Annotated in this window: 22 protein-coding genes; 18 read left to right on the top strand and 4 right to left on the bottom strand. The window is 70.7% G+C overall.

Going from position 1 to position 22194, the window contains the following annotated elements; translation table 11 throughout:
- Positions 1-75: 75 nt before the first annotated feature.
- The 3 genes from LQ757_RS16580 to LQ757_RS16570 all read left to right on the top strand — a co-directional run bounded on the left by LQ757_RS16580 (position 76) and on the right by LQ757_RS16570 (position 2404).
- The gene (locus LQ757_RS16580; protein WP_231048377.1) at positions 76-1290 is read left to right on the top strand and encodes a sensor histidine kinase; all 1215 of its coding nucleotides are present in this window, start codon (positions 76-78) and stop codon (positions 1288-1290) included.
- The gene (locus tag LQ757_RS16575; protein WP_231048376.1) at positions 1287-1949 is read left to right on the top strand and encodes a response regulator; all 663 of its coding nucleotides are present in this window, start codon (positions 1287-1289) and stop codon (positions 1947-1949) included. The genes LQ757_RS16580 and LQ757_RS16575 overlap by 4 nt, the downstream gene beginning before the upstream one ends.
- Positions 1950-2092: 143 nt before the next feature.
- Entirely contained in the window at positions 2093-2404 is a 312-nt protein-coding gene (locus tag LQ757_RS16570; RefSeq protein WP_231048375.1) for an SHOCT domain-containing protein, read from the top strand.
- Between the two features lie 56 nt (positions 2405-2460).
- Here LQ757_RS16570 and LQ757_RS16565 read toward each other — a convergent pair whose 3' ends face one another.
- Both LQ757_RS16565 and LQ757_RS16560 read right to left on the bottom strand, forming a co-directional pair.
- A complete protein-coding gene (locus tag LQ757_RS16565) occupies positions 2461-3717 on the bottom strand; it encodes a low temperature requirement protein A (protein ID WP_231048374.1) in 1257 nt (418 codons plus the stop codon).
- 141 nt (positions 3718-3858) lie between these two features.
- Positions 3859-5043 (bottom strand): acetyl-CoA C-acetyltransferase, encoded by a 1185-nt coding sequence (locus tag LQ757_RS16560; protein WP_231048373.1) that lies wholly within the window; start codon positions 5041-5043, stop codon positions 3859-3861.
- Positions 5044-5170: 127 nt separating this feature from the next.
- Between LQ757_RS16560 and LQ757_RS16555 the strand changes: the two genes are divergently transcribed.
- The 14 genes from LQ757_RS16555 to LQ757_RS16490 all read left to right on the top strand — a co-directional run bounded on the left by LQ757_RS16555 (position 5171) and on the right by LQ757_RS16490 (position 18131).
- Entirely contained in the window at positions 5171-6370 is a 1200-nt protein-coding gene (locus LQ757_RS16555) for a substrate-binding domain-containing protein (protein ID WP_231048372.1), read from the top strand.
- A gap of 81 nt (positions 6371-6451) precedes the next feature.
- On the top strand, positions 6452-7207 hold the full coding sequence (locus tag LQ757_RS16550) for an ABC transporter ATP-binding protein (protein WP_231048371.1): 756 nt from the start codon (positions 6452-6454) through the stop codon (positions 7205-7207).
- Positions 7204-7962: an ABC transporter ATP-binding protein gene (locus LQ757_RS16545; protein WP_231048370.1), complete on the top strand. Its 759-nt coding sequence runs from the start codon at positions 7204-7206 to the stop codon at positions 7960-7962. The genes LQ757_RS16550 and LQ757_RS16545 overlap by 4 nt, the downstream gene beginning before the upstream one ends.
- Positions 7959-8834 carry a branched-chain amino acid ABC transporter permease gene (locus LQ757_RS16540; protein ID WP_231048369.1) on the top strand — a complete coding sequence of 292 codons (876 nt, stop codon included), beginning with the start codon at positions 7959-7961 and terminating at the stop codon, positions 8832-8834. Before LQ757_RS16545 ends, LQ757_RS16540 begins: the two co-directional genes overlap by 4 nt.
- Entirely contained in the window at positions 8831-10015 is a 1185-nt protein-coding gene (locus LQ757_RS16535) for a branched-chain amino acid ABC transporter permease (protein ID WP_231048368.1), read from the top strand. Before LQ757_RS16540 ends, LQ757_RS16535 begins: the two co-directional genes overlap by 4 nt.
- Positions 10008-11717: a class I adenylate-forming enzyme family protein gene (locus LQ757_RS16530; RefSeq protein ID WP_231048367.1), complete on the top strand. Its 1710-nt coding sequence runs from the start codon at positions 10008-10010 to the stop codon at positions 11715-11717. Before LQ757_RS16535 ends, LQ757_RS16530 begins: the two co-directional genes overlap by 8 nt.
- Entirely contained in the window at positions 11714-12397 is a 684-nt protein-coding gene (locus tag LQ757_RS16525) for a TetR/AcrR family transcriptional regulator (RefSeq protein ID WP_231048366.1), read from the top strand. Before LQ757_RS16530 ends, LQ757_RS16525 begins: the two co-directional genes overlap by 4 nt.
- Positions 12394-13140 carry a 3-hydroxybutyrate dehydrogenase gene (locus tag LQ757_RS16520; protein WP_231048365.1) on the top strand — a complete coding sequence of 249 codons (747 nt, stop codon included), beginning with the start codon at positions 12394-12396 and terminating at the stop codon, positions 13138-13140. Before LQ757_RS16525 ends, LQ757_RS16520 begins: the two co-directional genes overlap by 4 nt.
- On the top strand, positions 13137-14036 hold the full coding sequence (locus LQ757_RS16515) for an alpha/beta fold hydrolase (RefSeq protein WP_231048364.1): 900 nt from the start codon (positions 13137-13139) through the stop codon (positions 14034-14036). The genes LQ757_RS16520 and LQ757_RS16515 overlap by 4 nt, the downstream gene beginning before the upstream one ends.
- A complete protein-coding gene (locus LQ757_RS16510) occupies positions 14033-14836 on the top strand; it encodes a CoA transferase subunit A (RefSeq protein WP_231048363.1) in 804 nt (267 codons plus the stop codon). The genes LQ757_RS16515 and LQ757_RS16510 overlap by 4 nt, the downstream gene beginning before the upstream one ends.
- 3 nt (positions 14837-14839) lie before the next feature.
- On the top strand, positions 14840-15481 hold the full coding sequence (locus LQ757_RS16505; RefSeq protein WP_231048362.1) for a CoA transferase subunit B: 642 nt from the start codon (positions 14840-14842) through the stop codon (positions 15479-15481).
- 75 nt (positions 15482-15556) lie between these two features.
- Positions 15557-16603 carry an alpha/beta hydrolase gene (locus LQ757_RS16500; RefSeq protein ID WP_231048361.1) on the top strand — a complete coding sequence of 349 codons (1047 nt, stop codon included), beginning with the start codon at positions 15557-15559 and terminating at the stop codon, positions 16601-16603.
- Positions 16604-16724: 121 nt separating this feature from the next.
- The gene (gene ispG, locus LQ757_RS16495; protein ID WP_231048360.1) at positions 16725-17855 is read left to right on the top strand and encodes a flavodoxin-dependent (E)-4-hydroxy-3-methylbut-2-enyl-diphosphate synthase; all 1131 of its coding nucleotides are present in this window, start codon (positions 16725-16727) and stop codon (positions 17853-17855) included.
- Positions 17856-17930: 75 nt separating this feature from the next.
- Positions 17931-18131, top strand: coding sequence for a hypothetical protein (locus LQ757_RS16490; RefSeq protein ID WP_231048359.1), 201 nt, complete (start codon positions 17931-17933; stop codon positions 18129-18131).
- A 35-nt stretch (positions 18132-18166) separates the two neighbouring features.
- Here LQ757_RS16490 and LQ757_RS16485 read toward each other — a convergent pair whose 3' ends face one another.
- Complete coding sequence (locus tag LQ757_RS16485) at positions 18167-19597, bottom strand: RNB domain-containing ribonuclease (RefSeq protein ID WP_231048358.1); 1431 nt, start codon at positions 19595-19597, stop codon at positions 18167-18169.
- Between the two features lie 79 nt (positions 19598-19676).
- Here LQ757_RS16485 and LQ757_RS16480 point away from each other — a divergent pair, with 79 nt between their 5' ends.
- A complete protein-coding gene (locus tag LQ757_RS16480; protein ID WP_231048357.1) occupies positions 19677-21440 on the top strand; it encodes a proline--tRNA ligase in 1764 nt (587 codons plus the stop codon).
- A 123-nt stretch (positions 21441-21563) separates the two neighbouring features.
- Here the strand turns inward: LQ757_RS16480 and LQ757_RS16475 are convergent, their stop codons facing one another.
- Positions 21564-22124, bottom strand: a complete 561-nt coding sequence (locus tag LQ757_RS16475) for a hypothetical protein (protein ID WP_231048356.1) — start codon at positions 22122-22124, stop codon at positions 21564-21566.
- Positions 22125-22194: the final 70 nt, after the last annotated feature.

Raw genomic sequence — 22194 nt, 5'->3', positions numbered from 1 at the left:
GTACACCCGGGGGAGTAGGGCGTGAGCCTTCGCCCGGCAGATTCGCGCGTGCGGCCGGGGCATTACGATCGAGGAATGCCCGCGCCCGCGTGGAGCGGCCCCCCCGATCGGGCGATGCCCGGGGCACCGTGGGGCCCGCCTCCCGACCGATACCGACGGCCACCGGCAGCGTTCGTGCTGCTCGCGCCCGTCGTCATCAGCCTGCTCGTGCAGGTGCCCGCAGCGATCGGCATCGCCGTCTGGACGCATGCGGGCTGGGCGGCGGGATCGCTGCACGTCGCACTCGCCGTGGCGGGGCCGCTCGCACTGCTCGCCTCGCGACGGTTCCCCGGGCCGACGGTCGCGGTGGTCGCGGCGCTCGCGCTCGCAGACCTGCTCGTCACCCCCGACGCGGGGCCGCCGTACGTCGCCGTCGCGTTCGCGATCGTGCTCGCGGTCGCCCGCGGGGCGGTAGTGTGGGCGGCAGTCGCGACCGTCGCGGCGTGGATCGCCGCGATCTGGCTCGGCGCCGTGCTCGGGCTGTCGTGGCATCCGTTCCGCATCGCGACGACCACCCTGGCGCTCGCGGCATGCTTCGGCATCGGCTGGTTCGTGCGGGTCAGGCGCACCCGCGCCGCCGCGTACCGGGAGCAGGCGCTGCGCCGTCGCAGGTCGGCCGAAGCGCGCGAACGCGTGCGCATCGCGCGCGAACTGCATGACGTCATCGGCCATGCGCTCTCGCAGATCAACGTGCAGGCGAGCGTCGGGCTGCACCTCATGGACCGCGACCCCGAGCAGGCGCGCACCGCCCTCAGCAGCATCAAGGAGACGTCGAAGACGGCGCTCGACGAGGTGCGCAGCGTGCTCGGCGTCATCCGCGACGGCGACGCCCCGCTCGCGCCGCAGGCCGAGATCGCCGAGTTGCCGCGCCTGCTGCGGGGCGTGGAATCACCCGACTTCTCGGCCGAGCTCATCGACCGGCTCGACGACGTGCCCGGGCGCGCCGCGCAGTTCGCGGCCTACCGCATCGTGCAGGAGGCGCTCACGAACGTGGTGCGGCACGCCGGTGCCACGCGCGCCGTCGTCGAGCTCGAGCACGTCGGCGACGACCTCGTGGTCACGATCGACGACGACGGGGCCGGGTTCACGGAGCGTTCCGGCGGGGATGCCGTCGACGAGGAGTACACCGGCACCGGCATCCTCGGCATGCGCGAGCGTGCGACCCTGCTCGGCGGAACCGTCGACCTCGAGTCATCCGAACTCGGCGGGCTCAGGGTGATCGCACGACTGCCGTGGCGGGCCGCCGCGTGATCCGCGTCGCGCTCGCCGACGACCAGGTGCTCGTGCGCGCGGGCTTCCGAGCCCTGCTCGAGGCCGAACCCGACATCCACGTCGTCGGCGAGGCGTCGACGGGTGAAGAGCTCCTCGAGCTCGTGCGTCGCGAGCCCGTCGACGTCGTGCTCATGGACATCCGCATGCCCGGCACCGACGGGCTCTGGGCGACCGAGCAGATCGCCGCCGACCCGGCGCTCGGCGGCGTGCACGTCGTCATCGTCACGACGTTCGAGCTCGACGAGTACGTCGCACGGGCGGTGCGCGCCGGCGCGAGCGGATTCCTCGTGAAGGACACCGAGCCCGTCGACCTGCTGCGCGCCGTGCGCGTCGTCGCAAGCGGCGAGGCGCTGCTCTCGCCGGGAGTCACGAAGCGCCTGCTCGAGCGCATGGCGGTCGGCCTGCGCGACGCACCCGACGAGCAGCGCCTCGCTGCCCTCACCGAACGCGAGCGCGAGGTGCTGCGCCTCGTCGGGCAGGGGCTCACGAACGACGAGATCGCCGAGCGGCTCGTGCTCTCGCCCCTCACGTCGAAGACGCACGTGTCGCGGATCATGTCGAAGCTGCACGCCCGCGACCGGGTGCACCTCGTGGTGGTCGCCTACGAGTCGGGGCTCGTCGCGCCCGGCTGGCAATAGCGTCGGCAGGTGGGAGCAGGTGCCGGCCTGCTCCCGGGGGAGCAGCCCAGGTGACTCCGCCGGGCGGATTCGCCGTTCCCCGGTGCTCGCGAGACTCGTCTCGACGGCCTGAACCGCAGGCCGCACGAACACGGGAGAACCTCATGCTCGCCACGCTCGCCGCCACCTCGGTGGCCGCCCACACCGGCCCTTGGGGGCCCGGGTTCGGATGGGCCTTCATCCTCGTCCCGATCTTCTGGTTCCTGGTCATCGGGCTCATCATCTTCCTGATCATGCGCAGCCGGCGTCGCTTCTGGGCGCAAGGCGGACCCGAAGGCTCGTACGGCCCGCCGTGGATGCGCGCCGGCGCGAGCGCCGAGTCGACGCTCGCCGAGCGGTTCGCGAAGGGCGACATCGACGAGACCGAGTACCGCGCACGCCTCGAGGTGCTGCGTGCGAACCGGCCGAACGCGTAGCGTTCGCAGATCGCGAGGGGCGGATGTCGCGGCATCCGCCCCTCGTCGACGTTCGGTCAGCCGGCGAGCGCCCGCTCGAGCGCTGCCGCCTGGTGCCGGTGGCCGACGGTCTCGTAGCCGACGATGACGACGACGGGCGAGAGCGCGGCGAGCACGATGCCCGTGCCCATGCTCGCGCCCGCGGCGACCGCCCACACCGCGATCACGAGCATGACGATGCTGCCGATGAAGAGCCAGATGTGGAACGGGTCGAACTGGCGCAGCAGCAGCGAGTAGACGGTGAACAGCGCGATCAGGAAGACGCCGACGGGCACTGCGACAGTGAGCATCGCCTCGATCGTGCCGATGTGCGCGACGCCCTCGATCACGTAGGCCGCGACGTGCAGGCCGGCACCGGTCGCGGCGAGCGAGCCGAAGATGAAGAAGTGCCCGTATCCCCAGATGAACCCGCGCTTGCGGAAGCGCGTCAGCACCTTGGCCGACGGCATCGTGAAGTACACCCACCACATGGCGAACGCCAGCAGGGTGCCGCCGAACGCGACGAGGGCCGCCTCGACCGACCAGTCCTGCTCCTCGACCACGGCCGAGATCGCGAGGATCGTGCCGAGCACGACCTCGCCGAGAGTGATGATGACGAGCAGCCCGTAGCGCTCGGCGATGTGGTGGGCGTGCCACGGGGTGCCGCCCACCCGGCGCTCGATCACGTAGGGGCAGACCAGTTCGAGCGTGCCGAGGACCGCGAAGATGCCGAGCATCACCGGCAGCGACGGGTTGATGAAGATGGAGATCACCCAGCCGACCTGGATGGCGCCGACGGCGATCGCGTAGGTGAGCGCCGACGGCCGGTGCGCGGGGTCGTGGCGGGCGATGCGCAGCCAGAGGGCGATGGTCGCGACGCGCATGATCACGTAGCCGGCGATCATCACGCCGTTGTCGAGGTGTTCGCCCTCGTCGATCGATTGGAACGCCGGCGGGAGCCCGAGGGCGAGCACGAGCACCCCGAGCATCTGCACCATGGTCGCGATGCGGAAGAACGCGTCGTCGGTGTCGTACGCCGACGCGAGCCACGAGTAGTTGATCCACGCGAGGCAGATCGCGAACACCGCGAGCGAGAAGCCCAGGAACGCCGGGCCCCAGTGCCCGAGTTCGAGCAGGTGCGCCGCCTGCGCGCCGGCCTGGCTGAACGCGACGACGAACGTCAGGTCGAAGAGGAGCTCGAGCGGGGTCGCGGCGCGGTGCGGCTCGTTCGGGTCGCGACCGACCATGCGCCGTAGGCGGTGGTCGAGCGGGGGGTGCGCGGCCGGCGTGCTCATGGCACACATCGTCGCACGCGCGGGCGTCGGTCGAGTAGCGCCGAAGGCGCGTATCGATACCCGGGTCACGTGGTCTCGATACGGCGCTTCGCGCCTACTCGACCGACCGCTTCGCGCCTACTCGACCGACGAAGGCCGTGGTCAGCGCGAAAGCAGCAGCGCCTCGCCCTGGCCGCCGCCGCCGCAGAGCGCGACCGCGGCATTGCCGCCGCCCCGACGCGACAGCTCGAGCGCCGCGTGCAGTGCGAGGCGTGCGCCCGAAGCGCCGATCGGGTGGCCGAGGGCGATCGCGCCGCCGTGCATGTTGACGATGTCGCTCGAGAGGTCGAGGTCGCGCGTGGACTGCAGCGAGACCGCGGCGAACGCCTCGTTGATCTCGACGACGTCGAGGTCGGATGCCGCGACGCCGCCCTTCTCGAGGGCCGCGGCGATCGCGTTCGACGGCTGGGAGTGCAGCGAGTTGTCGGGCCCGGCGACCTGTCCGGCGGCACCGACGAGGGCGAGCCACGGCAGCCCCTTCGACTCGGCCCATTCGCGGCTCGCGACCACCACGGCGGCCGCGCCGTCGGAGAGCGGCGACGAGTTGCCCGCGGTGATCGAGCCGTCGGCGGTGAAGGCCGGGCGCAGCTTCGCGAGCACCTCGACGGTGGAGTCGGGCCGAACGCCCTGGTCGGCGTCGACGACGACCGGGTCGCCCTTGCGCTGCGGGATCTCGACGGGCACGATCTCGTCGGCGAAGACCCCGGACGCTTGGGCGCCGCCGGCGCGCACGTGCGAGGCGGCCGCGATCTCGTCCTGCTCAGGACGCTCGATGCCGTAGCGGGCATTGAAGCGCTCGGTCGAGGCGCCCATCGAGTCGTGGTCGAACGCGTCGGTGAGGCCGTCGGCGGCGGCATGGTCGAGCATCTCGACCGAGCCGTACACGTGGCCGGCGCGGGAACCGGGCAGCAGGTGGGGCGCGTTGGTCATCGACTCCTGTCCGCCGGCGACGACGACGGACGCCTCGCCGAGGCGGATGAGGCGTGCCGCGTCGGTGATGGCGACGAGGCCCGAGAGGCACACCTTGTTGAGGGTCGTCGCGGGAACGCGCCACGGGATGCCGGCGGCGACGGCGGACTGCTTGGCGGGGTTCTGGCCGGCGCCGGCCTGCAGCACCTGGCCCATGATGACGGCGTCGACGTCGTCGGGGGAGACCCCGGCCTTCTCGAGAGCGCCACGGATGGCGACGGTGCCGAGCTGAACCGCCGACTGGTTCGCGAGGTTGCCGTTGATACGGGCGAACGGGGTGCGTGCCCCCGCGATGATGACGACGTCGGGGATGCTCATGTCTTCGGAACTCCTTCGTTCGGTTGCGAGCTGCTCGCGTTCAACTCTATGGTACGTTCATGACACCTGAACCACCTGTCAGGTTCTGCATCACACGTCCAGCCATTCACTGTTGAGAGGCAATCCAATGCGGGTTACGAAGAAGTACCTCGCGACGGCCGTCATCGCCGCCGCGACCATTGCACTGGTCGGGTGCGCGCCGACCACCTCGGGCGGCGGCGACGCCGGAGCGACCGATGCCGGCGCTCCGGTGTCGGTCTCGATGATCACGAGCCAGACCGGTCCGCTCGCGGCCTACGGCGAGGCCTACACCAAGGGCTTCGAGGCGGGCCTCGACTACGCCACCGACGGCACCGGCACGGTCGACGGCCGCGAACTCGACATCGAGTGGCTCGACGACCAGGGCAACCCCGACACGGCCGTCTCGCTCGCGAAGGACGTCATCGGCCAGGGCACGCAGATCATCGCCGGCACCGTCGTCTCGGGCATCGCCACGGCACTCGCCGAGCAGGCCGCCCAGAACAAGATCCTCTACATCTCGGGCCCCGCCGCGACCGACGCCATCACGGGGGTCAACGAGTACACCTTCCGGTCGGGCCGCCAGACCTTCCAGGACGTCGCGACCGCCGGTACCTTCATCGGCGACCCCGAGGGCAAGAAGGTCGTCGTGTTCGCGCAGGACACCGCGTTCGGCCAGGGCAACCTCGCCGGCGTGGAGGCCGTGCTCGGCGGCCAGGGCGCCACGGTCGAGGGCGTGCTCGTGGCCGAAGACGCCACCGAGTTCACCCCGTTCGCGCAGCAGCTGCTCGCCGCCTCGCCCGACCTCGTGTTCGTCGCGTGGGCCGGAGCCTCGTCGGGTGCGATGTGGACGGCGCTGTCGCAGCAGGGCGTGTTCGACGCCGTCCCGGTCGTCACCGGCCTCGGCGACGTGGCGACCTACGGCGCCTACGGCGACGCCTCCGCCGACATCTCGTTCCTCAACCACTACTTCGGCGGAGCCTCGGGCACCGACGCCGAGGCCGCGATGATCGAGTACCTCGACGGTGAAGGCGCGGTCGCCGACCTGTTCTCGCCCGACGGCTTCGTCGCCGCGCAGATGATCGTGCAGGCGGTGCGCGAGGGCGGCGACACCGTCGACGGCATGATCGGCGCGCTCGAGGGCTACACGTTCGACTCGGTCAAGGGCGAGATCACCGTGCGCGAAGGCGACCACGCGGTCATCCAGCCGATGTACCAGGCCAAGCTCGTGCAGGACGGCGCCGACTGGGTGCCCGAGCTCATCGACACGGTCGACGCCGAAGAGGTCGCTCCGCCGGCCGCCGGCTGAGCACCCGCTGAGCAGTCCGGCGGTCGCGCCCCGACGCGGCCGCCGGACCATCCCCCCGACGGTACGACCAGTAAGGCGACCATGACCGACCACGCGGTGCTCACCCTCGAGCACATCGGCCTGCGCATCGGCGGCGCGCGCATCCTCCAGGATGTGTCGCTGCGGGTGCCCGCGGGCGAGATGCTGGGGGTGATCGGCCCCAACGGCGCCGGCAAGACGACCCTCTTCAACGTCATCTCGGGCGTCGTGCGTCCCACCGAGGGCACGGTGCACCTCGACGGGCGCGATGTCACCCAGGTGCCGATCCACCGTCGGGCGACGGCGGGGCTCGGGCGCACGTTCCAGACGTCGAGCCTGTTCCCGGCGCTCACCGTGCTCGAGAACGTGCGGCTCGCGGCCCAGGCGCACGCCGGGCACGCGACATCCGTCTTCCGCACTCCTCGTCGCACGGATGCCGCGACCACGGCCGCGCGAACGGCGCTCGCCGAGGTCGGCCTCGCCGACCGGGCCGACGCCACGGCCTCGGGGCTCGCGCACGGCGAGAAGCGCAAGCTCGAGATCGCGATGCTCATCGCCATGGATCCGAAGGTCATCCTGCTCGACGAGCCGATGGCCGGGGTCGCCTCGGGCGACGTGCCCGCGATCACCGAGGTCATCCGCGGCCTGCACCGCGGCGGGCGCACGGTGCTGATGGTCGAGCACCACATGGAGGTCGTGCTCGGCCTCGTCGACCGCGTCGCGGTCATGCACCACGGCGAACTGCTCGCCGTCGACACCCCCGCGGCCGTGATGGCGAATCCCACGGTGCAGTCCGCCTACCTTGGAGAGCCGGTATGAGCGCGCCCATCCTCGTCGTCGAGGGCCTGCACGGCCGCATCGCCGGGCAGCAGGTCGTCGAGGACGTCTCGTTCGAGGTCCCCGCCTCGGGTGTGACCGCCCTGCTCGGCCGCAACGGCGTCGGCAAGACCTCGACGATCAAGTCCATCCTCGGACTCATCGACCGCACGGGCGACGTGCGCCTCGGCGGTGAGCGCATCGACCGGCTCCCGACGCACCGCATCGTGCAGCGCGGCGTCGGCTACGTGCCCGAGGACCGCGAGGTGTTCGGCTCGCTCAGCGTCGCCGAGAACCTGCGGCTCGCCGAACGCGACGACCGGCCGCGCCGCGAGCTCATCGAGCGGCTGTTCCCCGACATCCACGCCCGTCGCGCACAGCGCGCCGGCACGCTCTCGGGCGGCCAGCAGCAGATGGTGTCGCTCGCCAGGGCGCTCGTGAACGAGAACCGGCTGCTGCTCGTCGACGAGCCCACGAAGGGCCTCGCCCCGCGCATCGTCGACGAGGTCGCCGCCGCGCTCGCCGAGGCCGCGAAGACCGTGCCGATCCTCCTCGTCGAACAGAACCTGCACGTCATCCGCAAGCTCGCCGAGCGGGTCGTGGTGCTCTCGGGCGGGCGCGTGGTGTTCAGCGGATCCGCCGCCGACCTGCTCGACGACGAGGCTCGCATCCAGCGATACCTCGGCGTGGCCACCGACGAATCCGCCCACGACGCCGTCCCCGCGGCATCCATCGACATCACGGAGGAACTCCGATGAGCACCGTGCTCCTCCTCGTCATCACCGGACTCGGGCTCGGCGCCCTCTACTTCCTCGTCGCGAGCGGCCTCTCGCTCATCTACGGGCTCATGGGCGTCCTGAACTTCGCCCACGGCGCGTTCCTCACGATCGCCGCCTTCCTCGGCTGGGAGGTCGGCCGCCGGGTGTCCGACGGCACCTGGTGGGGCCTCCTGCTCTCCGCACTCGTCGGCATGATCGTCGGCGCGATCGTCGCGGCGGCGACCGAGTACTTCCTCATCCGCCGGCTCTACGAGCGGCACATCGAGCAGGCGCTCGTCACCGTCGGCCTCTCGCTCGCGAGCGTCGCGCTCTTCGAGGGCATCTGGGGCACCGACCCGATCTACACGGCGAAGCCCGACTGGCTCACGCAGACCACCGAGATCCTCGGCGCGAAGATCCCGAACGACCGGTTCCTGCTCATCGCCTGCGCGGCGCTCGTGCTCGGCGGCATCGTGCTGTTCCTCCGCAGGACCCGCTACGGGCTGATCATCCGCGCCGGCGTCGAGAACCGCTCGATGGTGACGGCGCTCGGCATCGACGTGCGGCGCTCGTTCACGCTCGTGTTCGCGATCGGCGGCGCGGCCGCAGGGCTCGGCGGCGTGCTCGCGTCGGTGTACTACGGCTACGTCTCGGCGCACCTCGGATCGGTGCTGCTCATCTTCGCGTTCATCGTCACCGTCATCGGCGGTCTCGGCTCGCTGACGGGAGCGGCGATCGCGTCGGTGCTCGTGGCGGTGCTCCAGCAGTTCGCCAACTTCTACCTCGGCGGCACCGGCGACCTCGTCGTCGTCATCGCCCTCGCCGCGGTGCTGCTCGTGCGCCCGCGTGGACTCATGGGGAAGGTCGCATGAACCAGCAGCTCACCGATTCCGCGCCCGCGTCGACTGGCTCAGCGACCGAGGCGCCCGCACCGGCACCCGACGGCAAGGCGGGCGGCGAGGCATCCACCCGGCGACCGCTCGCGCTCCTCATCGGCGGGATCGCGCTCGTGGTCGTGCTCGCGATCCTGCCGCTGCTCGCGATCGAGATCCCGGGCGTGCTGCCCGGCCCGACCTACACCCCGGGCACCCTGCAGCTGCTCGCCTACGCGATGCTCATCGCGGCGCTCGCGCTCAGCTACCGCATGATGTTCGGTTTGGCCGGCCTGCTCTCGTTCGGGCACGCGCTGTTCTTCGCCGCGGGCGCGTACGGGCTCGGAATGGCACTCGAGTACTTCGCGCCGGTGGAGTGGCCGAGCGAGCTCATCTTCCTCGCGTCGATCGTCGTGACGCTGGTCTTCGGCATCGTGCTCGCCGCCACCGTCGGGTCGCTGGCCCTTCGGGTCACGGGCATCTCGTTCGCGATGGTCACGCTCGCCTTCGCCCAGGCCGGGTCGGTGCTCATCCGCCGCAACCCCGGCGGGGCGACCGGCGGCGACGAGGGACTCTCGCTCGACATCGCCAACGTGCCCGACGCGCTCGTCGGGGTGCTCAACACGCGCAACCTCTACTGGCTGGCGCTCGGCATCCTCGTGTTCGTCTACCTCGTGGTGCTCTGGGTCGAACGCAGCCGTGCCGGCCACGTCGCCGAGGCGACGCGCGAGAACGAGTTGCGCGTGCGCGTGCTCGGCATCCGTCCGTACCGGGTGAAGTTCCTCATCTTCATCGTCGCGTCGACGCTCGCCGCGATCGCCGGCATGGGCTACCTGCTGCTGCAATCGGGTGCCGCGCCCCGCATCGCCACGGCCGACTTCACCCTCACGATCCTCGTGATCGTCGTGCTCGGCGGGGTGGGGTATCGCTGGGGCGCGATCGTGGGCGGTATCGTCTACACACTGCTCGATCAGCGGCTCACGGCGCTCGCGGGCTCCGACTTCATCGCAGGTCTGCCCGCCGTGCTCCGCGTCCCGCTGTCCGAGCCGCTGTTCATTCTGGGAACGCTCTTCATCCTCGTGGTGCTGTTCCTGCCCGGGGGGATCGCGGGAATCCCGCAACGCATCCGAACCGGTCGGAAGCAGCACCCGGTCGAATCGGAGGAGGCCGCGGATGCCTGACGGTCTGCACACCCTCGGTCGCTGGACGCGCGATCGGGCGCGGGCGACCCCCGAGCGCATCGCGATCGACGACCGCGGCGTCGTCATCAGCTACCGCGAGCTCGACGCCCGCGCGGAGCGCCTCGCCGTGGCCCTGCGTGCCGCGGGGTACGTGATCGGCGACCGCATCGCCACCATCACGGGCAACAGCTCCGACCATGTCGTGCTGTTCTTCGCGTGCGCGAAGGCGGGCCTCACGCTCGTGCCGCTGTCGTGGCGGCTCGCGCCGCGCGAACTCGCCGAGCAGCTCGAGATCGCCGAGCCGGCGGTGCTGCTCGTCGAGACCGAGTTCGAGTCGCTCGCGAAGGCGACGCTCGCCCGCCTCGCTCGTCGCATCTCCACGGCCGCGCTCGGCGCGCACGGCGTCGAGGCCGAGGTCCCGGCGCCCGCGGATGACACGCGGCACGGGTCATCCGCCGTCGCTCGCGACGTCGCCGACGACGACGCCCTGCTCATGATCTTCACGTCGGGCACCACGGCGAAGCCGAAGGGCGCCGTGCTCACGCACGCCAACTGCTTCTGGACCAACCTCTCGTTCTCGCGCATCGCCGAGATCGGCCCCGGCGACACCGTGCTCGCCGTGCTGCCGCAGTACCACGTCGGCGGGTGGAACATCCAGCCGCTGCTCGCGTGGTGGACGGGTGCGACGGTGGTGCTCGAGCGCACCTTCGATCCGGCGCGCGTGCTGCACCTCATCCAGGAGCGTCGCATCACGACGATGATGGGCGTGCCCGCGAACTACCTGTTCCTCGCGCAGCATCCCGACTTCGCGCGCACCGACCTGTCGAGCCTCGTGCACACGATCGTCGGCGGTGCGCCGATGCCTCCTGCCCTGCTGCGCACGTGGCACGCGCGCGGCATCGCGCTCACCCAGGGCTACGGCCTCACCGAGGCCTCGCCGAACGTGCTCTGCCTTCCCGACGACGACGCGCTCGGCCGGGCCGGCTCGGCCGGAAAGCCGTATCCCCACGTCGATGTCGCCGTCGCCGACCCCGTCACCGGCGAGCACCTCGACGGCGAGGCCGAGGGCGAACTGCTCGTGCACGGGCCGTCGGTGTTCGCCGGCTACTTCCGCGACCCGGCCGCGACCGAGGCGACCCTCGTCGACGGCTGGCTGCGCACCGGAGACCTCGTGCGGCGAGACGCCGACGGCTACTTCACGATCGTCGACCGCATCAAGGACATCTACATCTCGGGTGGCGAGGGAGTCGCGCCCGCCGAGGTCGAGGCCGTGCTCATGGGCCATCCCGCCGTTGCCGACGTCGCCGTCGCGGGAGTGCCCGACGACCGCTGGGGAGAGGCCGGCGTCGCCTGGGTCGTCGTCAACCGCGGGCGGGTGACCGATGCCGCCGAGCTGCTGGACTTCGCTGCCGGCTGGCTCGCACGCTACAAGGTTCCGCGCGAGGTGCATTTCGTCGACGCGCTGCCGCGCTCGACCGCGGGAAAGGTGCTGCGGCGGGTGCTCGTCGAGGGCGCGGAACCGCGGGTTGAGGAGCGTCCGACGAAGGAGGATGCGTCTCGAAACCGCGAGAAGAACGTCGAGCGGGTTGAGGAGCGTCCGACGAAGGAGGATGCGTCTCGAAACCCACCCCGCGGGCGACCGGGTTTCGAGACGGTCGCTGCGCGACCTCCTCAACCCACGGGTGAGGAGGACGCGCGATGAGCGCCGCACCTCGCACCGCACGCGGCGAGAAGACCCGGCGCAAGCTGCTCGAGGCGGCCGAGCACGTGTTCGCGGCGACCGGCTACCACGAGGCATCCGTCTCTCGCATCACCGATGTCGCCGGGGTCGGACAGGGCACGTACTACCTCTACTTCGACTCGAAGCTCGCGATCTTCAACGAGCTCGTCGAAGACCTGAACCACCGCGTGCGCCAGGCGATGAGCGAGGGTGCGCGTGGCGCGAGCAGCCGGCTCGAGGCCGAGCGTGCCGGCTTCGCCGCGTTCTTCCGCTTCACGGCCGAGCACCCGGGGCTCTACCGCGTCGTGCGTGAGGCCGAGCAGGTGTCGCCCGATGCGCTTCGGCTGCACTACACGCGCATCGTCGAGGGCTACATCGAGGGCCTCCGAGACGCGTTCGACGACGGCGAGATCAGCGACATCGACCCGACCGTGGCCGCGTGGGCGCTCATGGGGATCGGCGAGATGATCGGGATGCGCTGGGTGCTCTGGGGCGACCCCGACGCGGCGCCCGGCGCGGGTGCCGACCCCACCGCGAGCGGCACTCGCGAGGTGCCCCAGCACGTGCTCGACGAGATGATGCGGTTCATCGAGGGAGCCCTCGGGCGCCCCGAGACCGCGCGAGCGGGACGCGCCGACGCGGCCCAGAAGGAGGAATCGTGACCGATCTGAGCCAGCGGCGGGCGGTCGTGACCGGCGGCGCGAGCGGAATCGGCGAGGCGTGCGCGCGCGCCTTCGCCGCAGCCGGCGCCCATGTCGTGATCGCCGACCTGAACGGCGAGGCCGCCGAGCGGGTCGCCCGCGATGTCGGCGGCGAGGCCTGGCAGGTCGACCTCGGCGACACCGCAGCGCTCGCCGATCTCACGCTCGACGCCGACATCCTCGTGAACAACGCCGGCATCCAGCACGTGCGCCCCATCGAGGAGTTCGAACCCGAGCGGTTCGCGTTCATCCTGAAGCTCATGCTCGAGTCGCCGTTCCTGCTCATCCGCGCGGCGCTGCCCGGCATGTACGAGCGCGGGTTCGGTCGCATCATCAACATCTCGAGCGTGCACGGCCTGCGCGCCTCGCCGTTCAAGTCGGCGTACGTCGCCGCGAAGCACGGCCTCGAGGGTCTGTCGAAGGTCACCGCACTCGAGGGCGGCCCGCACGGCGTCACGTCGAACTGCATCAACCCCGGCTACGTGCGAACACCGCTCGTCGAGAAGCAGATCGCCGACCAGGCCCGCCTGCACGGCATCACCGAAGACGAGGTGCTGCCCAAGATCATGCTCACCGAGTCGGCGATCAAACGCCTCGTTGAGCCGGCCGAAGTCGCGAGCCTCGCGCTCTGGCTCGCGAGCCCCGAGGCCGGCATGGCGACCGGGGCGAGCTATGTCATGGACGGCGGATGGAGCGCACGATGACCGAGACCACCTTCGCCGCCCCCGTCGCCGGCGGCGACCTGGCGGGCGGGCAATGGCGAGCGGATGCCCCGGGCCTCGCAGTGCTCGCGGTGCACGGCATCACGGCGAGCCACCGCAACTGGGACCTCGTCGCCGACGCCCTGCCGGGCCGGCGCGTGATCGCTCCCGACCTGCGCGGCCGGGGCCGCAGCAACGGCCTCCCCGCGCCGTACGGGCTCGTGCAGCACGCCGACGACCTCGCCGCGACGCTCGACGCGCTCGACGTCGAGCGCGTCTACGTGGTCGGGCACTCGATGGGCGCGTTCGTCTCGGTTCGCTTCGCCGAGCGCCACCCCGACCGGGTCGCCGGCCTCGCGCTCATCGACGGCGGCCTGCCGGTGCCGAGCCCCGAGGGCATCGCCCCCGAGGACCTGCCGAAGGTGCTGCTCGGGCCGGCGCTCGAGCGGTTGTCGATGACGTTCCCCAGCCGCGCCGACTACGTGGAGTTCTGGCAGCGGCATCCCGCGCTCGGCCCGTACTGGAACTCCGCGATCGAGGCGTACGTCCGGTACGACCTCGACGGCGACGAGCCCGCGCTGCGCAGCTCTGCGAGCGCCGCCGCCGTCGCGGTGAATGCGGTCGAACTCGACGGATCGGCCGGCTACACCGAGGCGCTGCTCGCGACGCCCGGGCCGGTCGACTTCTTCCGCGCGCCGCGCGGCCTGCTCGATGGGGCTCCGCTGTACTCCGATGCGCTCACCGCCGAGTGGGCGGTCCGGATGCCGCAACTCGTCGTCCACGACGTCGCCGACGTCAATCACTACACGATCGTCATGTCGGCCCCCGGAGTGGATAGTGTGATGCCCGTCATCCGCGACCGCATCCAGGCCGCGCAAACACAGGAAGGTGCATCGTGACACTCGACAAGGTGGTCGGGTCCGCTCAAGAGGCGGTCGCCGACATCCCCTCCGGAGCCAGTCTCGCCGTCGGCGGGTTCGGGCTCTGCGGCATCCCCATGGTCCTCATCCAGGCACTGCTCGACGCAGGCGTCGACAGGCTCTCGGTCGTCTCGAACAACTGCGGCGTCGACGACTGGGGGCTCGGCGTGCTGCTCGCGAAGCAGCGCATCGCCAAGATGACCTCGTCGTACGTCGGCGAGAACAAGGAATTCGAGCGCCAGTACCTCTCGGGTGAGCTCGAGCTCGAGCTCACCCCCCAGGGCACGCTCGCCGAGAAGCTCCGCGCCGGCGGCAGCGGCATCGCGGGGTTCTTCACCCAGACCGGCGTCGGCACCCAGGTCGCGGAGGGCGGCCTGCCGCGTCGGTACCATGCCGACGGCACGATCGCCGTGGCGAGCTCGCCGAAGCAGGTGCAGTCGTTCGACGTCGACGGCGAGGCCCGCGAGTTCGTACTCGAAGAGGCCATCACGACCGATTTCGCGCTCGTGCACGCCCTCAAGGGCGACCGATTCGGCAACCTCGTGTTCGACAAGTCGGCGCGCAACTTCTCGCCGCTCGCCGCGATGGCCGGGCGCGTCTGCATCGCCCAGGTCGAGGAGATCGTCGATGCGGGTGAGATCGATCCCGACGCCGTGCACCTGCCCGGCATCTACGTCGACCGCATCGTCGTCGTGGGTCCCGACATCGAGAAGCGCATCGAACGTCGCACCGTTTCCGTCGAGAAAGCGGCATCCCGCGAGATGCCGGAAGGAGCCTGAGCAATGGCACTCACACGTCTCGAGATGGCGGCCCGGGCCGCGAAGGAACTCTCCAACGGTTCGTACGTGAACCTCGGCATCGGGCTGCCGACGCTCGTGCCGAACTACGTGGCCGACGACGTCACGATCCTGCTGCAGTCCGAGAACGGCATCCTCGGCGTCGGCCCCTACCCGACCGAAGACGCCGTCGACCCCGACCTCATCAACGCCGGCAAAGAGACCGTCACGGTGCTGCCCGGCGCCGCGTACTTCGACTCGGCGACGAGCTTCGGCATGATCCGCGGCGGCAAGATCGACGCCGCCATCCTCGGAGCCATGCAGGTCTCCGCGGACGGCGACCTCGCCAACTGGATGATCCCCGGCAAGATGGTGAAGGGGCCCGGCGGTGCGATGGACCTCGTCCACGGCGCCCGCCGCAAGATCGTGCTCATGGAGCACGTCGCGAAAGACGGCTCGGCGAAGATCGTCAACGAGTGCTCGCTGCCGCTGACCGGCAAGCGCGTCGTCGACCGCATCATCACCGACCTCGCCGTCATCGACATCACGCACGACGGGCTCAAGCTCGTCGAGCTCGCACCCGGCGTCACCGTCGACGAGGTCGTCGCCGCCACCGAGCCGCCGCTCGACACCTCAGCGGTCGGGTAGGCCGGCCGCACGTCTCGTCGGACGAGTAGGCCCGCACGGGCCGTATCGAGACCCACCGCTCACGAAAGGCATCACATGGTCGACACGATCTTCCCGGGCATCACCACCAGTCGGGTCGAGACCCCTCGGCTCACCGCGAACGTGCTCGAGCGCCCATCCGATGCCGCGACGAGGACCGTCGTCTTCGTGCACGGCAACGTCTCCTCGTCGCTGTTCTGGCAGCCGCTCATGCTCTCGCTGCCCGACGACGTGCGAGCGCTCGCGATCGACCTGCGCGGGTTCGGCGACAGCGAGACGCTGCCGGTCGACGCCACACGCGGAGTGCGCGACTTCTCCGACGACGTGGCGTCCGTCATCGACGCGCTCGGCCTCGGCGCGGTGCACCTGGTCGGGTGGAGTCTCGGCGGCGGCGTCGCCATGCAACTGCTGCTCGACCGGCCCGATCTCGTCGCGAGCCTCACTCTGCAGGCGCCGGTCTCGCCATACGGGTTCGGCGGCACCGCTGCCGACGGCTCGCTGCTGACCTCGGATGCCGCGGGCACGGGCGGCGGCGGGGCGAACCCCGATTTCGTGGCGCGCATCGCGCGCGGCGACCGCGGCGACGAGCCGGGATCGCCGCGCGCGGTGTTCCGTGCGACCTATGTCGTGCCGGGATTCGAGGCCGAGCACGAAGATATCTGGGTCGAGTCGATGCTCACGACGAAGACCGGCGTCGACAACTATTCGGGTGACTCCACGCCGTCCGAGAACTGGCCCGGGTTCGCGCCCGGCGATCGGGGTATCCTCAACACGCTCGCGCCGACGGTGTTCGACACGACCGCGATCGTCGACCTCGACCCGAAGCCCCCGATCCTCTGGATCCACGGCGCGCAGGACGCGATCGTCGGCGACGCGTCGTTCTTCGACCTCAACCAGCTCGGCAAGGCGGGCGTCATCCCGGGGTGGCCCGGCGACGACGTGGCGCCGCCGCAGCCGATGATCCAGCAGACCCGGGCGGTGTTCGATCGTTACCGAACGGCCGGCGGCGCGGTGACCGAGCTCGAGCTCGAGAACTGCGGGCATTCGCCGCACCTCGAGCGCCCCGACGCGGTCCGCGCGGCGCTGCTCGAGCTGATCGGCTGAGTCCCGCACGAAGCCCGTCCCGGCCCCGGGAGGGGCTTCGTGCGCTGTTGCGACATCCGTTCGCAGCCGCTGCTTCGCCGCCCGGCCGTAGACTGGCACCGTGCCTGCTGTGAATCTCGGAATGCCCAAAGTCCCTGAGGTACTGGCCCCGCGACGCAAGTCGCGCCAGATCAAGGTGGGCAAGGTGCTCGTCGGCGGCGACGCCCAGGTGAGCGTGCAGTCGATGACCACGACGCCCACGACGAACATCAACGCCACGCTGCAGCAGATCGCCGAGCTCACCGCGTCCGGCTGCGACATCGTGCGCGTCGCGGTGCCGAGCCGCGACGACGCCGAGGCGTTGCCGATCATCGCGAAGAAGAGCCAGATCCCGGTGATCGCCGACATCCACTTCCAGCCGAACTACGTGTTCGCCGCGATCGACGCGGGCTGTGCGGCGGTGCGCGTGAATCCGGGCAACATCCGCAAGTTCGACGACCGCGTCGGCGAGATCGCCGCGGCCGCGAAGGCCGCCGGAGTGAGCCTGCGCATCGGCGTGAACGCGGGCTCGCTCGACCCGCGCCTGCTCGAGAAGTACGGCAAGGCCACGCCCGAGGCGCTCGTCGAGTCGGCCGTGTGGGAGGCGAGCCTGTTCGAAGAGCACGACTTCCACGACTTCAAGATCTCGGTCAAGCACAACGACCCCATCGTCATGGTGAAGGCCTACCGCCTGCTCGCCGAGCGCGGCGACTGGCCTCTGCACCTCGGCGTCACCGAGGCCGGCCCCGCGTTCCAGGGCACGATCAAGTCCGCCACGGCGTTCGGCATCCTGCTCAGCGAGGGCATCGGCGACACCATTCGGGTGTCGCTCAGTGCTCCGCCCGTCGAAGAGGTCAAGGTCGGCCTCCAGATCCTGCAGTCGCTGAACCTCCGCGAGCGCAAGCTCGAGATCGTCTCGTGCCCCTCGTGCGGCCGCGCGCAGGTCGACGTCTACAAGCTCGCCAACGACGTCACCGATGGACTCGAAGGCATGACCGTGCCGCTGCGCGTCGCCGTCATGGGTTGCGTCGTGAACGGCCCGGGCGAGGCCCGCGAGGCCGATCTCGGCGTCGCATCGGGCAACGGCAAGGGCCAGATCTTCGTGAAGGGCGAGGTCATCAAGACCGTCCCCGAGTCCGAGATCGTCGAGACCCTCATCGCCGAGGCGCAGCGCATCGCCGACGAGATGGGGACCGACGCCCCGGTCGGCTCGCCGCAGGTGCTCACGCCGTAGTAACCGCGAGTCGTCGCGAGTACAGTGGGCGGCACCGGATGCCCCACCGGCATCCGTGCGCGAGAGGGGATCGCGATGAGTGGCGACAAGTTCGAGTTCGAGTATCCCGACCAGGCCGGGTACCCCGACGGGATGGGCACGCTGCACGAGGGCATCGAGGAGGACGCGGCTGAAGAGGACGCCGCAGAAGGCGCCGACGCGGCCGCGACGGCCGCAGAGCAGGATCTCGAGGAGTTCGCGCTCGACGATGAGGAAGACGTCGACGGGAACGTCTGACGAGCGCGAGCAACCGCAGGGCTCGCCGAGCGGACTCAGTCCGCGAGCGCGAGCTCCACGGCGCCCGAAGCGATGTCGGCGCTCGCGAGCACGACAGGCACGCGCTGACCGGGACGGGTTCGATCACTCGCCGGGCACGTGGCCGTGACCGGGGGCTCGGCGAGCTGCACGACCGCGCGATCGTCGCGCACCTCGAGCACCGTGGCCTCGAAGCGCTCACCGACGCGGTCGGCGAGCACGGCCGCCTCGACCCTGGCGACCGATGCCGATTCGAGCTGGCTCGCTCGTTGCGTCGAGACACCCATGAGGGAGGGCAGTGCCGCGAGCGACTGCCGCGCCCACGCCGGCACCTCGCGCCCGGCGCTCACCGCCTCGCACACGACGAGGCCCCACCGATCGACGAGTCGACGCAGTGGCGCGGTGACGTGCGCATACGGCGCAGCGATCGCCGACTGCACCGGGTCGCGCGGCACGGTTCCGTCGAACGCCTCGTAGCCCGCACCGCGGAAGAGCCCGCCCGCCGCTCGCATGACGGCGAGGCTCGCCGGGTCGGTGCGATCCAGGCCGCGCAGGTACTCGCCGTACGAGACCGACTGCGGCCACGGTCGCCCGAGCGCATCGGTCTGCGTACGGAACGCGGCGACGCGCGAGGCGTCGGGAGCGGGCATCGTTCGGAGGATGCCGACGCGGGCTTCGACCATCAGTTGCGCTGCGGCCATGCCGGTCATGAGCGAGAGCTGCGCATTCCAGTCCTCGACGGCGAGCAGGCTGCGCCACTCGAGGGCGTAGCCGCCGTCGGATCGCACGATCTCGGCCTCGGGCGAGTTCAGGCTCGCGCCGCCGCGCGCCCGCTCCTGTTCGATGCGGAGCCGGCCGATCTCCTGCAGCAGGGCGAGCGACCCGTCGGCCGCGCCGGCGTCGATGCGCTCCTGCGCCTCGACATAGCTCAGCCTCTCGTGCGAGCGCACGACGGCTCGCTCGAGCCGGGTGTCGACGACCGCGCCCGCCTCGTCGAGGTCGAGCGCCCACACGTAGGCACTCCGGTCGACGCCCGGGAGCAGCGACACCCGGTCTTCGCTGAGCACGGGCGGGTGCAGCGGAATGCGGCCGTCGGCCGCGTACAGCGTCTGCCCGCGCTCGCGCGCCTCGAGATCGACCGTGCCATCGGGGCTCACGAACCCCGGGACATCCGCGATCGCATAGTGCACCGTGTAGCCGCCCCCGCGACGTGCCAGGTGCAGGGCTTGATCGAGGTCCATCGAGCCGACCGGGTCGATCGTGAGGAACTCGAGGTCGCGCCGGTCGCGTTCGGGCGGCGGCGAGGCGGATGTCGCGGCCTCGGCCTCGGCGAGGACCTCCGCCGGGAACTCGGAGGGCAGCTCGAGCGACGTGCGCAGATCTGCGAGCGCGGTCGCGAGCTCGCTCTGGGCGACCGAAGCCGAGATGTGCGACCGGAGGGCGGACATGCGCCCAGCCTACGGCGGGCGAGCGTGACGAGGGGAGGACGTGAGGTCGCGGCATCCGCTCGCCTTCTAGACTGGGCGGGTGCCCACACGCCTGACGAACTACTTCCTCCGTACCCTCCGCGAAGACCCAGCCGATGCCGAGGTGACGAGCCACAAGCTGCTCGTACGCGCCGGCTACATCCGCCGTCAGGCACCGGGCGTGTTCGCGTGGCTGCCGCTCGGGCTGCGCGTGAAGGCGAAGATCGAGGCGATCATCCGTGAGGAGATGACGAACGCGGGCGCGCACGAGGTGCACTTCCCGGCGCTGCTGCCGCGCGAGCCCTACGAGCTGACCAACCGGTGGACCGAGTACGGCGACGCCCTCTTCCGCCTGCACGATCGCAAGGGCGCCGACTACCTGCTCGCGCCGACGCACGAAGAGGTGTTCACGTTGCTCGTGAAAGACCTCTACAACTCCTACAAAGACCTGCCGCTGTCGATCTACCAGATCCAGGACAAGTACCGCGACGAGGCACGGCCGCGTGCCGGCCTGCTGCGCGGGCGCGAGTTCACGATGAAGGACGCGTACTCGTTCGACGTCTCCGACGAGGGTCTGGATGCCTCGTACCAGGCGCAGCGCGACGCCTACGAGCGCATCTTCACGCGCCTCGGGCTCGAGTACGTCATCGTGCAGGCCGATGCGGGCGCCATGGGCGGCTCGAAGAGCGAGGAGTTCCTGCACCCGACCCCCGTCGGCGAAGACACCTTCGTGCGCTCGGCGGGCGGGTACGCGGCGAACGTCGAGGCGTTCCAGACGATCGTTCCCGACTCGCTGCCCATCGACGGTCAGCCTGCGCCGCTCGTGTTCGACTCGCCGAACACCCCCACGATCCTGACCCTCGTCGACCACGTCAACGAGCACGAGCCGCGCGCCGACCGCCCCTGGCGCGCCGCCGACACGCTCAAGAACGTCGTGCTCGCCCTCACCCACCTCGACGGCAAGCGCGAGCTCGTCGTCGTCGGAATGCCCGGCGACCGCGAGGTCGAGGTCAAGCGCGCCGAGGTCGCGTTCGCCCCCGCCGAGGTCGAGGCGGCCACCGAGTCCGACTTCGCGAAGCACCCCGGTCTCGTCAAGGGCTACATCGGCCCCTGGTCGCCCACGGGCCCCGTGCTCGGCGAGGCGTCGGCCAGCGGCATCCGGTTCCTCGTCGACCCGCGCGTCGTCGACGGCACCTCGTGGGTGACCGGGGCGAACATCGACCAGAAGCACGTGCTCTCGCTCGTCGCCGGTCGCGACTTCGTCGCCGACGGCGTCATCGACATCTCCGACGTGCGCGCCGGCGACCCCGCACCCGACGGCTCGGGCCCCGTCGAGCTCGCTCGCGGCATGGAGATCGGCCACGTGTTCCAGCTCGGCCGCAAGTACGCCGACGCGCTCGGCCTCAAGGTGCTCGACGAGAACGGCAAGCTCGCGACCGTCACCATGGGCTCCTACGGCATCGGCGTCACGCGCATCCTCGCGATCCTCGCCGAGGGCAACAACGACGAGAAGGGCCTCGTGTGGCCCGCCGCGGTCGCGCCGTTCGACGTGCACGTGCTCGCGACAGGCAAGGACGCCGCGGTGTTCGACGCCGCCGAGACGATCGTCGCCGCGCTCGAGGCATCCCGATTCGACGTGCTCTACGACGACCGGCCCAAGCTGTCGCCGGGCGTGAAGTTCGCGGACGCCGAACTCATCGGCGTGCCGAAGATCGTGATCGCGGGCCGCGGTGTGGCCGACGGCGTCGTCGAGATCTGGGACCGCGCGAGCGGCGAGCGCACGAGCGTGCCGATCGACGAGGTCGTCGCCGCGCTCGAGGGCTGAGTCGCCCCCTCACCGCCATCGAGTGGGCTGAGTTCGACCCTCCCCATGCGTCGCGAGGTCGATCTCCGCCCACTTGATGGCCTGAGGTATCCGGGCTGTGGAGAAACTCGCGCGAATGAGTGATCACATCGGCAAGCTGAGCGAGTGAAGCGCCGAACACCCCTTCCTCCACGCTTGCAACGGCGAGCATTCGCGGTGACCGCTCAGGGCGCATTCGGGTTCGGTCCGAGCAGACTGCGCGGCGGCGATGTCGACCGTCCGTTCTTCGGTATTCGCAGCGTCGGTGTCGATCTCACCGAGCTGCGCGGTCTCTGTCGCGCATATCGACCGCGAATGCGCCCGGCCGAGGTGTTCAGCCATTCGACGGCGGCCCAGCTCTACGAGATTCCACTGCCGGGAGAACTCGAAGTGACTCGGCCCTTGCACGTGTCGTCGGCAGACGGGGGTCGTCCGCGAACGTCCGGCGTGGCCGGGCATCGGATCAAGCGGTTCGAGCGCTTCGAGGTGAACGGGCTTCCAGTCGCGTCGCCCGCCGACACGTGGTGCCAGTTGTCGATGCTGCTCCCTCTTGACGACCTGATCGCCGCCGGCGACGCGTTCGTCTCGGGAAAGCTCATCAGACGTGGCCTGCGCGTGGCGCCCTTGTGCAACAGAGGGGACCTGCAGGCCGCGATCGATCGACATCGTCCCGCTCGCGGGACGGCCAAGCTCGACGAGGCGATCGAGTTCGTACGGACCGGGGTCGATTCCCGCC

Origin of the sequence: Agromyces cavernae, from assembly GCF_021044935.1 — a bacterium.
Classification (GTDB): domain Bacteria; phylum Actinomycetota; class Actinomycetes; order Actinomycetales; family Microbacteriaceae; genus Agromyces; species Agromyces cavernae.
This window is presented reverse-complemented; position numbering and strand designations above follow the sequence as displayed.

Excerpts from the sequence above, each read along its gene's own strand:
- ispG (WP_231048360.1), top strand. The coding sequence starts at position 16,725 with ATGCCCAAAGTCCCTGAGGTACTGGCCCCGCGACGCAAGTCGCGCCAG.
- LQ757_RS16475 (WP_231048356.1), bottom strand. The coding sequence starts at position 22,124 with ATGTCGATCGATCGCGGCCTGCAGGTCCCCTCTGTTGCACAAGGGCGC.
- LQ757_RS16560 (WP_231048373.1), bottom strand. The coding sequence starts at position 5,043 with ATGAGCATCCCCGACGTCGTCATCATCGCGGGGGCACGCACCCCGTTC.
- LQ757_RS16555 (WP_231048372.1), top strand. The coding sequence starts at position 5,171 with ATGCGGGTTACGAAGAAGTACCTCGCGACGGCCGTCATCGCCGCCGCG.
- LQ757_RS16580 (WP_231048377.1), top strand. The coding sequence starts at position 76 with ATGCCCGCGCCCGCGTGGAGCGGCCCCCCCGATCGGGCGATGCCCGGG.
- LQ757_RS16535 (WP_231048368.1), top strand. The coding sequence starts at position 8,831 with ATGAACCAGCAGCTCACCGATTCCGCGCCCGCGTCGACTGGCTCAGCG.
- LQ757_RS16545 (WP_231048370.1), top strand. The coding sequence starts at position 7,204 with ATGAGCGCGCCCATCCTCGTCGTCGAGGGCCTGCACGGCCGCATCGCC.
- LQ757_RS16570 (WP_231048375.1), top strand. The coding sequence starts at position 2,093 with ATGCTCGCCACGCTCGCCGCCACCTCGGTGGCCGCCCACACCGGCCCT.
- LQ757_RS16485 (WP_231048358.1), bottom strand. The coding sequence starts at position 19,597 with ATGTCCGCCCTCCGGTCGCACATCTCGGCTTCGGTCGCCCAGAGCGAG.
- LQ757_RS16500 (WP_231048361.1), top strand. The coding sequence starts at position 15,557 with ATGGTCGACACGATCTTCCCGGGCATCACCACCAGTCGGGTCGAGACC.
- LQ757_RS16490 (WP_231048359.1), top strand. The coding sequence starts at position 17,931 with ATGAGTGGCGACAAGTTCGAGTTCGAGTATCCCGACCAGGCCGGGTAC.
- LQ757_RS16525 (WP_231048366.1), top strand. The coding sequence starts at position 11,714 with ATGAGCGCCGCACCTCGCACCGCACGCGGCGAGAAGACCCGGCGCAAG.
- LQ757_RS16515 (WP_231048364.1), top strand. The coding sequence starts at position 13,137 with ATGACCGAGACCACCTTCGCCGCCCCCGTCGCCGGCGGCGACCTGGCG.
- LQ757_RS16540 (WP_231048369.1), top strand. The coding sequence starts at position 7,959 with ATGAGCACCGTGCTCCTCCTCGTCATCACCGGACTCGGGCTCGGCGCC.
- LQ757_RS16530 (WP_231048367.1), top strand. The coding sequence starts at position 10,008 with ATGCCTGACGGTCTGCACACCCTCGGTCGCTGGACGCGCGATCGGGCG.
- LQ757_RS16550 (WP_231048371.1), top strand. The coding sequence starts at position 6,452 with ATGACCGACCACGCGGTGCTCACCCTCGAGCACATCGGCCTGCGCATC.
- LQ757_RS16505 (WP_231048362.1), top strand. The coding sequence starts at position 14,840 with ATGGCACTCACACGTCTCGAGATGGCGGCCCGGGCCGCGAAGGAACTC.
- LQ757_RS16565 (WP_231048374.1), bottom strand. The coding sequence starts at position 3,717 with ATGAGCACGCCGGCCGCGCACCCCCCGCTCGACCACCGCCTACGGCGC.